At 70.6% G+C, this 12954-nt stretch carries 12 protein-coding genes and 2 tRNA genes; 4 read left to right on the top strand and 10 right to left on the bottom strand.

Annotation, left to right across the window (positions count from 1 at the left end; genetic code table 11):
* From KAK03_RS20980 to tolB, 7 genes are all read right to left on the bottom strand, one after another.
* A tRNA-Lys gene (locus KAK03_RS20980) sits at window positions 1-76 on the bottom strand.
* Between the two features lie 43 nt (window positions 77-119).
* Window positions 120-195: transfer RNA gene (locus KAK03_RS20975), tRNA-Lys, on the bottom strand.
* Window positions 196-209: 14 nt separating this feature from the next.
* Window positions 210-1013 (bottom strand): tRNA threonylcarbamoyladenosine dehydratase, encoded by an 804-nt coding sequence (locus KAK03_RS20970; protein WP_310738691.1) that lies wholly within the window; start codon window positions 1011-1013, stop codon window positions 210-212.
* Entirely contained in the window at window positions 1010-2095 is a 1086-nt protein-coding gene (locus tag KAK03_RS20965) for a YeeE/YedE family protein (protein WP_210856650.1), read from the bottom strand. Before KAK03_RS20965 ends, KAK03_RS20970 begins: the two co-directional genes overlap by 4 nt.
* A gap of 94 nt (window positions 2096-2189) precedes the next feature.
* Window positions 2190-2960, bottom strand: a complete 771-nt coding sequence (gene ybgF / locus KAK03_RS20960; protein ID WP_210856649.1) for a tol-pal system protein YbgF — start codon at window positions 2958-2960, stop codon at window positions 2190-2192.
* A gap of 2 nt (window positions 2961-2962) precedes the next feature.
* Window positions 2963-3520 carry a peptidoglycan-associated lipoprotein Pal gene (gene pal, locus KAK03_RS20955; RefSeq protein ID WP_210856648.1) on the bottom strand — a complete coding sequence of 186 codons (558 nt, stop codon included), beginning with the start codon at window positions 3518-3520 and terminating at the stop codon, window positions 2963-2965.
* Between the two features lie 35 nt (window positions 3521-3555).
* Complete coding sequence (tolB, locus tag KAK03_RS20950; protein WP_210856654.1) at window positions 3556-4815, bottom strand: Tol-Pal system beta propeller repeat protein TolB; 1260 nt, start codon at window positions 4813-4815, stop codon at window positions 3556-3558.
* A gap of 143 nt (window positions 4816-4958) precedes the next feature.
* Here tolB and msbA point away from each other — a divergent pair, with 143 nt between their 5' ends.
* Together msbA and KAK03_RS20940 are read left to right on the top strand one after the other, a co-directional pair.
* Entirely contained in the window at window positions 4959-6698 is a 1740-nt protein-coding gene (gene msbA / locus KAK03_RS20945) for a lipid A export permease/ATP-binding protein MsbA (RefSeq protein WP_210856647.1), read from the top strand.
* Window positions 6699-6709: 11 nt separating this feature from the next.
* Entirely contained in the window at window positions 6710-7585 is an 876-nt protein-coding gene (locus KAK03_RS20940) for an aldo/keto reductase (protein ID WP_210856646.1), read from the top strand.
* Here KAK03_RS20940 and KAK03_RS20935 read toward each other — a convergent pair whose 3' ends face one another.
* Both KAK03_RS20935 and speB read right to left on the bottom strand, forming a co-directional pair.
* Entirely contained in the window at window positions 7586-8701 is a 1116-nt protein-coding gene (locus tag KAK03_RS20935) for an extracellular solute-binding protein (protein WP_210856645.1), read from the bottom strand.
* Window positions 8702-8720: 19 nt separating this feature from the next.
* Window positions 8721-9677, bottom strand: coding sequence for an agmatinase (speB, locus tag KAK03_RS20930; protein WP_210856644.1), 957 nt, complete (start codon window positions 9675-9677; stop codon window positions 8721-8723).
* An 82-nt stretch (window positions 9678-9759) separates the two neighbouring features.
* On the opposite strand from speB, the gene KAK03_RS20925 reads away from it, so the two are divergent.
* Together KAK03_RS20925 and KAK03_RS20920 are read left to right on the top strand one after the other, a co-directional pair.
* Window positions 9760-10668 (top strand): LysR family transcriptional regulator, encoded by a 909-nt coding sequence (locus KAK03_RS20925; RefSeq protein WP_210856643.1) that lies wholly within the window; start codon window positions 9760-9762, stop codon window positions 10666-10668.
* A gap of 145 nt (window positions 10669-10813) precedes the next feature.
* Entirely contained in the window at window positions 10814-11431 is a 618-nt protein-coding gene (locus KAK03_RS20920) for a hypothetical protein (RefSeq protein ID WP_210856642.1), read from the top strand.
* 10 nt (window positions 11432-11441) lie between these two features.
* On the opposite strand, the gene rng is transcribed toward KAK03_RS20920, so the two are convergent.
* Window positions 11442-12917, bottom strand: a complete 1476-nt coding sequence (gene rng / locus KAK03_RS20915; protein ID WP_210856641.1) for a ribonuclease G — start codon at window positions 12915-12917, stop codon at window positions 11442-11444.
* Window positions 12918-12954: the final 37 nt, after the last annotated feature.

Below are 12954 nucleotides of genomic sequence, written 5' to 3'. Positions count from 1 at the left end.
TGGTGGGCCCTGTAGGATTCGAACCTACGACCAACGGATTAAGAGTCCGCTGCTCTACCAACTGAGCTAAGAGCCCGCTCGTATCGCCTGGCACCGGCACGAAGGCCAGCGCTGGGCAGTGGTGGGTTGTGCAGGATTCGAACCTGCGACCAACGGATTAAAAGTCCGCTGCTCTACCGACTGAGCTAACAACCCTCTCCGGCAGAGCCCTAGACTATAGCACGCTTCTGCACGGATTCAGCCTGACCTGCATCGGACAGGCACAAACGCATCAGTTCAGCGGCCGCCGCCAGGCCCATGCTGGCGGTGACGGTGACGCTGGATCCGTAGCCATGGCAGTTCAGGCTGCCATCGCTGTCGCAGGCATCGGCCGGCGGCGCCACCGGCTCGCGCGAGAACACGCAGCGCAGGCCGATGCGGCCCTGGCGCGGCGCGCCGTGTTCGCGACGCAGACGCTGGCGCAGCGAGGACAGCAGCGGATCATGGGTGACCGCGGCCAGGTCGTCGATCTCCAGCCGCTCGGGCCGCAGCTTGCCGCCGGCCGCGCCGCAGCACACCAGCGGCACGCGGGCCGCGCGTGCCCAGGCGGCCAGCGCCAGCTTGGCCCGCACCTGGTCGCAGGCGTCGATCAGGCCGTCCACCGGCGCCGGCAGCAAGGCCGGCCAGTTGCCGGGCTCGACGAAGGCATCGACCACCTGCACGGCACAGCCGGGGTGGATGTCGGCCAGGCGCTCGGCCAGGGCCTCGCCCTTGGCCTGGCCCAGCGTGCGGCCGGTGGCCTGCACCTGCCGGTTGATGTTGGACTCGGCCACATGGTCCAGGTCGATCAGCACCAGGCCCGCCACTCCGCTGCGGCCCAGCGCCTCCACCGCCCAGGAGCCCACGCCACCCAGGCCCACCACGGCCAGGCGCAGGCCACGCAGGCGCTGGTAGGCGGCGTCGCCATGCAGACGGCGCAGGCCGCCGAATCGGCGCTCCAGGTCGGCCTCGTCCGCCACCGGCGGCGTGCTCACAGCAGACGCTCCAGGCGCGCGGCCTCCCAGCGCAGCACGGCCCAGGCGCCGGCGATGATGGCCAGCGTGCTGATCAGCGAACCCAGCGCCAGCGTCGACAGGCCCGACAAGCCCTGGCCGAAGCTGCAGCCCAGCGCCGTCACACCGCCCACGCCCATCAGCACCGCACCCAGCAGGTGGCGCCCCAGGTCGGCCGGGTTGCGAAAACTCTCCCAGCGGAACTGGCCCGACTGCCAGGCTGACAGTCCTGCGCCCAGCACCAAGCCCAGCGAGATGACGATGCCCACGCTCAGCACCCGGTTGCGGTCACTGAAATAGGTCAGCCAGTCCAGCGTGAAGGCCGCCGGGCTGACGAAGTTGTAGCCCTCCATCGCATGGCTGGCCGTGGCCAGGTAGACCGGCTCCAGCGTGTCGGGATGCTCGGGCAGGAAGCCCAGGTGGCCACTGACCCACCACTGCGCCACCAGCAGCAGACCGACCAGCGCGCCGGGCAGCACTTCCTTCCAACGCGCACGCCACAGCACGCCGGCCGCCAGCAGCACCGCCAGCCCCAGGGCCAGCGCCGTCTGTCCACCCGGGCCCAGGTGCAGCAGCGAGGGCAGGTCCTGGCGTGCCGGCAGTTCCAGCGCCAGCCGGTCCACGGTGCGGTCGCGCGCCACCGCGGTGATGCCGCGCAGCGTGGCCTGCGCCGCGATGCCCATCACCAGGAAGACCACCAGCGACTTCAGGTTGCCACCACCGATGCGCACCAGCGTGCGCGCCCCGCAGCCCGAGCCCAGCACCATGCCGGCGCCAAACATCAGCCCACCCACCAGGTGCGAGCCCCACTGCAGCGTCGGTGCGGTGTAGAAGCTGCCGGCGCGGTCGATCTGACCGCTGGCCGAGAGCAGCCCGAAGCCGCCGATCGCCACCGCCAGCGCCAGGCCAAAGGCGCGCGCCCGGGTGCTGTCGCCAAAGCTGAGGATGTCGGCCACCGCCCCCATCGAGCAGAAATGGCTGCGCTGCAGCGTGGCGCCCAGCAGCACTGCCAGGCCAAAGCCCAGCCAGAGCACGAGGGTGGTGAGGGCGGCGGGGTCAGGCATGGCCATGGTGGGGCGGGATTCTAGTGTGCAGCCCCGCCAACACCCGGCTGCTGGCCGGGTCATCCCGGGCCGGCAAAGCCGGCGCGCCGGCCGGTCAGCGCAGCACCGCCAGACGTTCCCGGGCGGCGACCGCAGCTTCCGACTTCGGGTACTGCTTGACCAGGTCGTCCAGGCTGCGGCGCGCGCCCTTGGTGTCCTTCAGCTCGACCTGGCAATTGGCCAGCGCCAGCAGCGCCTCGGGGGCCCGCAGGTGCTCGGGGGCCGCGGTCAGGAACTGGCGGAAGGTGGCCAGCGCGTCCTTGTAGGCGCGCAGGCCGTACTGGGCGTTGCCCAGCCAGTAGCGTGCGCTGTCGGTGTAGCCCGACTGCGGCCAGCGGCGCAGAAAGGCCTGCAGCGCCCCGGCAGCCTTGTCGAAGTCGCCCGAGCGCAGCACCGCGATGGCCTCCTCATAGGCGCGCTTCTCGTCGGGCTCGACGGTGATCTCCTTGCCGTCGACCGTCACCTGCTGCGGCTCCAGGCGCTTCATGCGCTCGTCGACCACCTGGGTCATGTCCTTCTGCCGGCGCTGCACGTCGGCCAGGTCGCGCTGCGTGGTCTCGAGCTGGCCGCGCAGGCGCGCCAGCTCGGCCTTGAGCTGCTCGTTCTGGTTGTTCAGGTCGAGCAGGCTGCGCTGCAGCGTCTGGATCTGGTCGTTCAGCTGACGCTGGGCCGCCACGTTCTGGCTGCGCGTCTCGTCCAGGCGGGTGCGCAGGTCCAGGATGGCCTTGCGCGCCTCGTCGTCGTCGAACAGGCCGGCCTGCGACGGCAGGCTGCAGGCCAGGCAGGCCGCCAGCGCCAGCGCACGCGGCAGGAAGGACACCCTCATGCTCAGCGGTCCTTCACTTCGGCGCGGCGGTTCTTGGCCCAGGCGGCTTCATCGTGGCCCGGGTCGGCCGGGCGCTCCTCGCCGTAGCTGACCGCCTCGAGCTGCTTGTCGCTCACGCCCAGCAGGACCAGCGCACGCTGCACCGCCTCGGCGCGCTTCTGGCCCAGGGCCAGGTTGTATTCGCGGCCACCGCGCTCGTCGGTGTGCCCTTCAATCTGTACCAGGCGCTGGCGGTTGGCTTGCAGCAGCTTGGCCTGGCCCTCGACGACGCTGCGGTACTCGTCCTTGATGACAAAGCTGTCGAAATCGAAGTAGACGACCCGGCCGACGGTGCCCGCCTTGTCCTGCGCGGTCAGGTCCACGGTGGCCACATTGCTCTGGGCCGTGCCGCCCGCCCCGGCGCCTGACCCGCCCTGGGCGGCGGCATTGGGGTTGCGCGATTCGACCGGCACGTCGTTGTCGAGCTTGACGCTGGAGGCACAGCCGGCCAGCAGGGACGCCGCCAGCGCGGCGGACCACAGCAGAGGGCGGGAGCGGCGAGGCGTTGCAGAGGGGATCATCGGGTGTCCTCGTGACGGGGGGTGGAGAAAGGCGGTCAGCGGCCGTAGGGCCCCCAGACCGGCTCGCGGATGTCCAGACCGCTGCTCAGCAGGCGCGTCCTGATCTTGCCATCCAGGGTGGTGGTCATCAACACTTCGCGGCCCTGGCTGCGGGTGGCGTAGATGATGAAGCGGCCGTTGGGCGCGAAGGTGGGGCGCTCGTCGTCGATGGTGTCGGAGACTGCGGTGACCTGGCCGGAGGACAGCTCCAGCGTCATCACCCGGAACTGGTTGCCGCCCAGGCGCGTGACGTAGGCCAACGTGCGGCCGTCCGGGCTGAGCGCCGGGCTGATGTTGTAGCCGCCCTGGAAGGTGACGCGCTCGGCGCCGCCGCCGCCCAGCGGCTGGCGGTAGATCTGCGGGCTGCCACCGCGGTCGCTGACAAAGTAGATCTGCCTGCCGTCGGGCGAGAAGACGGCCTCGGTGTCGATGGCCGAACTTTGCGTGATGCGGCGCGGCGCACCGCCGTCGCGCCCGATCAGGAAGACCTGCGAGCCACCATCGCGCGACAGCGTGACGGCCAGCTCGCGCCCATCGGGCGACCAGGCGGGCGCGCTGTTGGTGCCCCTGAAGTTGGCCAGCTGGCGCCGCGCGCCGCTTTGCAGGTCCTGCACCCAGACCACCGCCTTGCGGGTCTCGAAGCTGACATAGGCGAGCTCGCGGCCGTCGGGTGACCAGGCCGGCGAGATGATCGGCTCGGCGCTGGCGAGCGCGACCTGGCCGCCCTCGCCATCGGCGTCGGTGATGCGCAGCTGGTAGCGGCCGCCGCCCCGGGTGACATAGGCGATGCGGGTGGAGAACACGCCCTTCTCGCCGGTGAGCTTTTCATAGATCGCGTCGGCGATGCGGTGGGCCGCCAGCCGCAGGTCGGCCGCCGGCACGGCCACGCTCTGGCCGCCCTGGTCCTGGCCCTTGACCACGTCCCACAGCTTGTAGCGCGCGTCGAAGCGGCCGTCGCTCAGCCGCGTGACCGAGCCGGCCACCAGCGCATCGGCGCCGCGGCTGCGCAGGTCGGGGTAGGCCGGGGTGCTCAGCTCGTCCAGGCCCGCAGGGGTGTCGACGATGCGAAAGCGACCGCTGCGCTCCAGGTCGGCGCGCACGATGGCCGACACGGCCTGCGGCGCGCTCTCCTCGCCGCGGAAGCGGCCCAGCACGATCGGCAGCTGCGTGGCGCCCACGCCGGAAATCTCGACCCGGAACTGGGCCGCGGCCGGGCCGGCCAGCAGCCCGCCCCCCAGGCCAGCGGCAGCGCCCATCCAGCCGCCGGCCGCGCCGATCCATTCACGTCGTGTCCACATCGCCAAGGGTCGAGTCATTGCGGCAGAAAAAGGTTCCCTGGCCCGGCAGGCCAGTGCATCGGCCGGGATTGTAGGCAGGCACGGTCGATAATCCGGTACCGATGAGTGACCGACCCACCGACAGCCTGCCCACCCGCGCCCGCCGGCTGGCACCGTACTTCCGCAGCGCGCGCGGCGCCTGGGCCGTGGCCGTGGTGGCCTCGGTCTTCACCGCCGCCACCGAGCCGCTGACCGCGTGGCTGATGGGGCCGCTGATCGACCAGGGCTTCCACGGCGGCCAGATCCCGCTGTGGCTGGTGCCGCTGGTCATCGTCGGGCTGTTCCTGGTGCGCGGCATCTCCACCTTCATCGCCAACTATGCGCTGGCCTGGTCGGCCAACCAGGGGGTGCTGGCCCTGCGTCGCGCGGCCTTCGGCCACCTGCTGCGCGCCGCGCCGGACCTGTTCGGCCGCCACAGCGCCAGCAGCCTGACCAATACGCTGGTCTACGAGGTGCAGAGCGGCGCGCAGTTGCTGGTGATCGCGGTCAACACCCTGGTCAAGGATTCCCTGACCCTGGCGGGCCTGTTCGGTTACCTGCTGTGGCTGAACTGGAAGCTGACGCTGCTGGTGACGGTGATGATTCCGGCAGTGGGCTGGGTGATGCGCGTGTCCAGCAAGCGCCTGCGCCGCCTGGCCCGCGAGGGCCAGGGCGCCACCGACGAGCTGGCCTATGTGGTCGAGGAGAACGTGCTGGCCTGGCGCGTGGTGCGCCTGCACGGTGCCGCCGAGCAGCAGGGCGGCCGCTTCGAGCAGGCCAGCCAGCGCCTGCGGAGCCTGCTGCTCAAGACCGTGGCCGCCGGCGCCTCGATCACGCCAATCACCCAGGTGCTGGCCTCGATCGCGATGTCGATGGTGATCACGGTGGCGCTTTGGCAGAGCCAGAGTTCGCAGGCCTCGGTGGGCAGCTTCGTGTCTTTCATCACCGCAATGCTGATGCTGATCACGCCGATCAAGCACCTGACCGACGTGATGTCGTCAATGACCCGCGGCCTGGCGGCGCTGGAGCGCGGCCTGGACCTGGTCGAGGCCTTCCCGGTCGAGCGCGGCGGCAGCCATGCGCCGGCGCAGTGCCGGGGCGAGCTGCAGCTGCAGCAGGTGACGCTGCGCTACCGCGACGACCAGGCACCCGCCGTGGACAGCCTGGACCTGCACCTGGTGCCCGGCCAGACGGTGGCCCTGGTGGGCCCCTCGGGTGCCGGCAAGTCCAGCGTGGCCCACCTGCTGCCGCGCTTCATCGAGCCCACGGCAGGCCGCATCCTGCTCGACGGCGTGCCGCTGCCCGACTGGAACGTGCAGGCGCTGCGCCGCCACTACGCCTTCGTCAGCCAGGACGTGGTGCTGTTCAACGACAGCGTGGCCGCCAATGTGGTGCTGGGCGAAACACCGGACGACACGCGCCTGCGCGCTGCACTGGCCAGTGCCAACCTGCTGGACTTCGCGCTGGGCCTGCCGCAGGGCCTGGAGACGGTGATCGGCCACAACGGCAGCGCGCTCAGCGGCGGCCAGCGCCAGCGTCTGGCGATTGCCCGCGCGCTGTACAAGAACGCGCCGATCCTGATCCTCGATGAAGCCACGTCAGCGCTCGATGCCGAGAGCGAGCACCTGATCCAGCAGGCCCTGGACCGCCTGATGCAGGGCCGCACGACCCTGGTCATCGCCCACCGCCTGTCGACCATCGAGCGTGCCGACCGCATCGTGGCCATGGAAGCCGGCCGCATCGTCGAGCAGGGCACACACACCGAGCTGCTGGCCCATGGCGGCCTGTACGCCAAGCTGCACGCGATGCAGTTCCGCACCTGAAGGACCTGTCGATGGACACCCTGCACCTTTCACCGATCGTCGCCGGCGCCTGGCGCCTGGCCAGCTGGGACTGGACGCCCGCCCAACGACTGGCCTGGATCGAGGGCCTGGCCGAGCGTGGCATCACCAGCTTCGACCACGCCGACATCTACGGCGGCTACAGCGTCGAAGACCTGTTCGGTGAAGCACTCGCGCTGCGCCCGGCCCTGCGCGACCAGTTGCAGCTGGTCAGCAAGTGCGGCATCCAGCTGGTCTCGCCCGCGCGGCCGGGCAACGCGATCAAGCACTATGACACCGGTGCGGCGCATGTCAGGGCCTCGGTCGAGCAGTCGCTGCGCGCGCTGCGCACCGATCGGCTGGATCTGTTGCTGATCCACCGCCCCGACCACCTGCTCGACGCCGACGAGCTGTCCGCCACCTTCGAGCAGCTGCGCCGCGATGGCAAGGTGCTGCACTTCGGCGTCTCGAACTTCACGCCGCAGCAGTTCGAGCTGCTGCACAGCCGCATCGCGCTGGTGACCAACCAGGTCGAGTGCTCGCTGCTGCACCTGGACCCGCTGGATGACGGCAGCTTCGACCAGGCCCAGCGCCTGCGTTGCCGGCCGATGATCTGGTCGCCGCTGGCGGGTGGCCGCCTGTACAGCGAGGACAGCCCCGCAGCCCACCGCGTGCGCTGGGTGCTGGGCGAGATCAGTGCCCGCCTGGGCTGCACGCCCACCACGCTGGCGCTGGCCTGGCTGCTGCGCCACCCGGCGCGCCCTTGGCCGGTGATCGGCTCGCGCCGGCTGGAGGCGGCCGACGAGGCGCTGGCCGCCACCCGGCTGGACCTGTCCCGTCAGGACTGGTACCGGCTGTGGAGCGCCAGCACCGGCCGCGACGTGGCCTGATCACAGCCCCGTCTTGACGCGCTGGAACAGGCGCGTCATCAGCCGCCGGGTCTCCTGCCGGCGCACCTCGTAGAACTGCACCCTGGTGGCCAGGTAGTCATCCGGCGGGTTGGCGATCGGGTTGGCCAGCACCTCGGGCTTGAGCAGTGCGCGCGCCCCCAGGTTGGGCGTGGTGAACATCACCTTGTTGGTGATCGCCGCCTGCACCTCGGGGCGCAGGATGAAGTTGATCCACCTGTGGGCGTTCTCGGGGTGCGGCGCATCGGCCGGGATGACCATCGACTCGAAGCCGAACTGCACGCCGCCGGGCGGCAGCGGCGCCTCGATGCGGATCGCCCGCCCGGCCGCCGTGGCCTGCTTCTGCGCGTTGTTGAAATCACCGCCGTAGCCCAGCGCCACGCACAGCGCGCCCGAGGCCAGGTCAGCGATGTAGCCGTTGAAGCTGAAGAGCGCCACGTCGGCGCGCACCTTCTGCAGCAGCGCCGCCGCGTCCTGGTAATCGGCGGGGTTGTTGCCGTAGGCCGGCCGGCCCAGGTAGATCAGCGCCGAGGGGAAGACGTCGCTGGCGCTGTCGAGCATCGAGATGCCGCAGGACTTCAGCTTCGCGGTGTACTTCGGGTTGAAGACCAGCTCGAAGGGGTTGGCGGGGATGGGCTCGCCCCCCAGCGCCGCCTTCACCCTGTCCACGTTGTAGCCCACCGACACCGTGCTGCCCAGCCACGGCACCATGTGGCGGTTGCCCGGGTCCAGCCGGGCCATCATGGCCATCACCTTGGGGTTGAGCTGGGCCCAGTTCGTCAGCTGCGCGCGGTCCAGCGGCCGCGCCAGGCCGCCGTCGATCATGATGCGGCCGAAGTCGGCCGAGGGCACGACGATGTCGTAGCCGCTGCGCCCGGCCACCATCTTGGCCAGCAGCACCTCGTTGGCGTCGAAGTTGTCGTAGCGCACCTTGATGCCGGTCTCGCGCTCGAAGTCCTTGATCGTCGTCTCGCCGATGTACTCGGCCCAGTTGTAGACGTTCAGGACCTTCTCTTCGTCAGCCCGGACGCTGCCGCTGGCCGCCAGGGTGGCCAGGGCAGCGAGGGACCAGACCCTCAGCCAGCGTCGGATAGTCATGATCGGGGCCTCCAGGCGATCAGGCCGGGCGTTTCGCGGCCAGCAGGCACAGCTGCTCGGCCGCCACATGGGCGGCGGCCAGCGCGGTGATCTCGGCGTGGTCATACGCCGGCGCCACCTCCACCACGTCCAGGCCGGCCAGGTCCAGCGGCTGCAGGCCGCGCAGGATGCGCTGCGCCTGCGCCATGCTCAGGCCGCCGCTGACCGGCGTGCCGGTGCCGGGCGCGAAGGCCGGGTCCAGGCAGTCGATGTCAAAGGTCAGGTAGGCGGGGGCGTCGCCGACGATCTCGACGATGCGCTGCGCGATCGCCGCCGGGCCGCGCTCATGCACCGCGTCGGCGCCGAGGATCTCGATGCCCATGAAATCGTCGTTCCAGGTCCGGATGCCCACCTGCACCGAGCGCGCCGGATCGACCAGGCCCTCCTTGACGGCCTTGTAGAACATCGTGCCGTGGTTCAGCGAATCGGGTTCGTCGTCGGCCCAGGTGTCGCAGTGGGCGTCGAAATGCACCAGCGCCAACGGCCGGCCCAGCCGCTCGGCATGCGCGCGCAGCAGCGGGTAGGTGATGTAGTGGTCGCCGCCCAGCGTCAGCATCTTCGCGCCGCTGGCCAGGATCGATCGCGCATGGTTGGCGATCGCGTCGTGCACGGTGTGCGGCCGGTGCATGTCCAGCACGCAGTCGCCCCAGTCCACCACGTTCAGCCGCTCGCAGGGGCTGAAGCCCCAGGGGTGCAGGCGCTCATTGAGCTGCACGGTGGCAGCGCGGATCGCCCGCGGGCCCAGCCGGGCGCCGGTGCGGTAGGTGGTGGCAATGTCCAGCGGCACGCCCGAGACCACCACGTCCACGCCGTCCAGCTGGCGGGTGAAGCGTCGGCGCATGAACGAGGGAACGCCGGCGTAGGCGGCCTCGAAATCGACGCCGCGTTCGGCCGGGCGGTGGATGGCGTGGTCGTTGATGGGCGTGGCGGAGTTCATCAGCGGTATTCACAGGGCTGTTGCAATGCCGTCATCCTGACCACACACTCCCGTGACGTCCATTAGCCGGGTTCGATCCGCTATGAAAATTCCTGATACCTTGCCGCGCGCCGACCTGCCCTTTGCCGGTCTGGTGGCCTTTGTCGCGGCGGCCCGGCATGGCAGCGTCTCCCGTGCGGCCGAGGACCTGGCGCTGACCCAGTCCGCTGTGAGCCAGCGCATCCTGAAGCTGGAGGCGCACGTCGGCCAGCGCCTGTTCCTGCGCCAGGGGCACGGGGTCAAGCTGACCGGCGCGGGCGAGCTGCTGCTGCAGACCGCGGCCGACACCCTGGCGCGGCTGCAGGCCGGTCTGGAGCGCATCGAGCCCTACCGCAGCAAGGCCTCGCTGCTGATCGGCTGCCCCAATGACATTGCCCAGGGCTGGCTGCTGCCCCGGCTGGGCGAGTTGCGGGCCCTGCACCCCGGCCTGGAGGTGTGGCTGCTGTCCGACCGCGAACTCACCGACATTGACCGCATCGACGTCGACCTGGTGATCTCGCGCCGCCCGCTGCGCCGCACCGACGTGGAATGCATCCCCTGGCTGACCGACCGCTCGATCGCGGTGGCCGGCCCGCGCACCGCCGAGCGCCTGGCCGCCCTGCCCTGGCCCCGTCTGCTGGCCAAGGCGCCGGTGCTGCTGCTGGAGAGCGAACCCGAATGGGCGGGCCGCCTGGCCAGCGCCGCGGCCAAGGCGGTCAAAGGCCAGCAGCGTGCCGCCACCGTGCACGACGAAAACCTCTTGCTGGAGGCCGCCGCGCTGGAGCACGGCGTGGCCTGTGTCTCGGCGCTGCTGGCCGGTCATGCGCTGCGCGCCGGCCGCCTCGTCCACCTGCCCCAGGTGCCCGACGCACCCCGCCCCGGCCTGTGGCTGATGCGCAGCCGCCTGACCGCGCGCACGCCGCTGGTGGACCTGGGCTGGCGCTGGCTGCAATCACCCGGCACGGTGCAGTAGGGGGGCGCACCACCACTGCAGCGAGACTTGACGGGCCCCAAGTCAGTCCGCACCCGCCGGCGGATACTGGCTGACGCCCCCGAATGACCGGGCCGCATGCTGGCGGCGCCTGCCCAGCAGTGCACACCTCGACGGAGAAGCCATCATGGGACACCCGAACACCGCCCGCGCCATGGCGTGGCTGTTGGCCGGCCTGCTGGCCCTGGCAGGCCCGGCGGCCCTGGCGGCCAGCCCTGCGCCCGGCGATCCATCGCCCTCCGGTCTGGCCCGCAGCATGGACGCCGACCGGGTCCGCTGGCACAGCAGCGAGCGGATGCTGCGAGGCTACGCCGCCGAGGGGACCAGCGTCACCCTCTGGCGTGAGCGCGGCCAGCTGCGCAAGATCGAGCTGACCGCGCTGGGCGAGCGCGGCCGTGTGCTGGCCGAGTTCTACTGGCGTGCCGGCCACCTGGTCTCGGCGCGCGAGCGCCGCATCGACTACGGCCGCCACATCATGGAGATCCCCGCCGACCAGGCCACGCCCATGAGCGTGGTTCAAGACGACGTGATCGACTACGCCGGCGGCCTGCCCCGCCTGTGGTGGCGTGACGGCAACCCAGGCCAGCCCCGGACCGCGGAGGCCCGCAGCCGAGCCCGCGAACTGGGCCGTCTGGCCGATTCCTTGCGCCGCCTGGGCACCCTGCCGCCGCCTGCCAAGGGCTGTGAATGGCAATGCGGTGCCGACTGGGACACCGGGCACTGCGCGCGCTTCGTCTGCCGCTGAGGGTCCGGCCTCAGATCAGCACGATGTCGTACTGCTCCGGCGTCATCGTCGGCTCGGCCGACAGCGAGATCGGCTTGCCGATGAAGGCCGACAGGTCGGCCAGGTGGGCGCTTTCCTCGTCGAGCAGCATCTCCACCACGCCGGCGCTGGCCACCACGCGGATTTCCTTCGGGTCGAACTGGCGCGCCTCGCGCAGGATCTCGCGCAGCACGTCGTAGCAGACGGTGCGCGCGGTCTTGACCTGGCCCTTGCCCTCGCAGGTGGGACAGGGCTGGCACAGCATGTGGGCCAGGCTTTCGCGGGTGCGCTTGCGCGTCATCTCGACCAGGCCCAGCTGGGTGAAGCCGCTGACCGTGGTCTTGGTGCGATCCTTGGCCAGCTGCTTGCGGAACTCGGCCAGCACCTGCTGCTGGTGCGCCTCGTGGGCCATGTCGATGAAGTCGACGATGATGATGCCGCCCAGGTTGCGCAGGCGCAGCTGGCGGGCAATGGCCAGCGCTGCCTCGAGGTTGGTCTTGAAGATCGTGTCGTCGAAGTTGCGCGCACCCACGTAGCCGCCGGTGTTGACGTCCACCGTGGTCAGCGCCTCGGTCTGGTCGATGATCAGGTAGCCGCCCGACTTCAGCTCCACCCGGCGCGCCAGCGCGCGGGCGATCTCTTCCTCGATGCCGTAGAGGTCGAAGATCGGCCGCTCGCCACGGTAGTGTTCGAGCTTGGCCACCGCGGTGGGGGTGTAGGCCTGGCCGAACTCGCGCAGCAGGTCGAACTGCATCTTCGAGTCGATGCGGATGGTCTGGGTCTGCTCGCTGGCCATGTCGCGCAGCACGCGCTCGGCCAGGCTCAGGTCCTGGTGCAGCAGGCTGCCGGCGGGCTGGGCCAGCGCGCGCTGACGAATATCGGACCAGGCCTTGCGCAGGTAGGCGATGTCGTCGGCCAGTTCCTCGTCGCTGGCCTCCTCGGCATTGGTGCGCAGGATGAAGCCGCCACCACCGCCCTCTTCCGGCTTGCCCACCAGGGCCTGCATGCGGGTGCGCAGCTGCTCGCGGGTCTCGGCCGAGCCGATCTTCTGCGAGATGCCGATGTGGTTGTCCTGCGGCAGGAAGACCAGCATGCGCCCGGCGATGCTGACCTGGGTGGACAGGCGCGCGCCCTTGGTGCCGATCGGGTCCTTGATGACCTGCACCATCAGCGTCTGGCCCTCGAAGACCTGCTTCTCGATCGGCACCGGCGGCGCGGCGTCGCGGCCGTGGGCGTTGCTGCCGCTGGTGTGCAGGTCGGCCACGTGCAGAAAGGCCGCGCGCTCCAGGCCGATGTCGATGAAGGCGCTCTGCATGCCGGGCAGCACGCGCGCCACCTTGCCCAGGTAGATGTTGCCCACCAGGCCGCGCTCCAGCGTGCGCTCGATGTGCAGCTCCTGCACGGCGCCGTTCTCGATGAGGGCGACGCGGGTCTCCTGCGGAGCCCAGTTGATCAGGATGTCATGCATGGCCGGGCGTTGTCTCTTCTTGGCCGCCGCAGCCTGC

This window comes from Ideonella alba (genome assembly GCF_018069845.1).
Classification (GTDB): Bacteria; Pseudomonadota; Gammaproteobacteria; order Burkholderiales; family Burkholderiaceae_C; genus Ideonella; species Ideonella alba.
Note: the sequence above shows the minus strand (reverse complement) of the source record. Positions and strands in the feature narration are given on the sequence as shown.

Bases quoted from the DNA above. Each gene is read 5' to 3' on its own strand.
- KAK03_RS20965 (WP_210856650.1), bottom strand. From the start codon at position 2,095: ATGCCTGACCCCGCCGCCCTCACCACCCTCGTGCTCTGGCTGGGCTTT.
- ybgF (WP_210856649.1), bottom strand. From the start codon at position 2,960: ATGAGGGTGTCCTTCCTGCCGCGTGCGCTGGCGCTGGCGGCCTGCCTG.
- pal (WP_210856648.1), bottom strand. From the start codon at position 3,520: ATGATCCCCTCTGCAACGCCTCGCCGCTCCCGCCCTCTGCTGTGGTCC.
- tolB (WP_210856654.1), bottom strand. From the start codon at position 4,815: ATGGGCGCTGCCGCTGGCCTGGGGGGCGGGCTGCTGGCCGGCCCGGCC.
- msbA (WP_210856647.1), top strand. From the start codon at position 4,959: ATGAGTGACCGACCCACCGACAGCCTGCCCACCCGCGCCCGCCGGCTG.
- KAK03_RS20940 (WP_210856646.1), top strand. From the start codon at position 6,710: ATGGACACCCTGCACCTTTCACCGATCGTCGCCGGCGCCTGGCGCCTG.
- KAK03_RS20935 (WP_210856645.1), bottom strand. From the start codon at position 8,701: ATGACTATCCGACGCTGGCTGAGGGTCTGGTCCCTCGCTGCCCTGGCC.
- speB (WP_210856644.1), bottom strand. From the start codon at position 9,677: ATGAACTCCGCCACGCCCATCAACGACCACGCCATCCACCGCCCGGCC.
- KAK03_RS20925 (WP_210856643.1), top strand. From the start codon at position 9,760: ATGAAAATTCCTGATACCTTGCCGCGCGCCGACCTGCCCTTTGCCGGT.
- KAK03_RS20920 (WP_210856642.1), top strand. From the start codon at position 10,814: ATGGGACACCCGAACACCGCCCGCGCCATGGCGTGGCTGTTGGCCGGC.
- rng (WP_210856641.1), bottom strand. From the start codon at position 12,917: ATGCATGACATCCTGATCAACTGGGCTCCGCAGGAGACCCGCGTCGCC.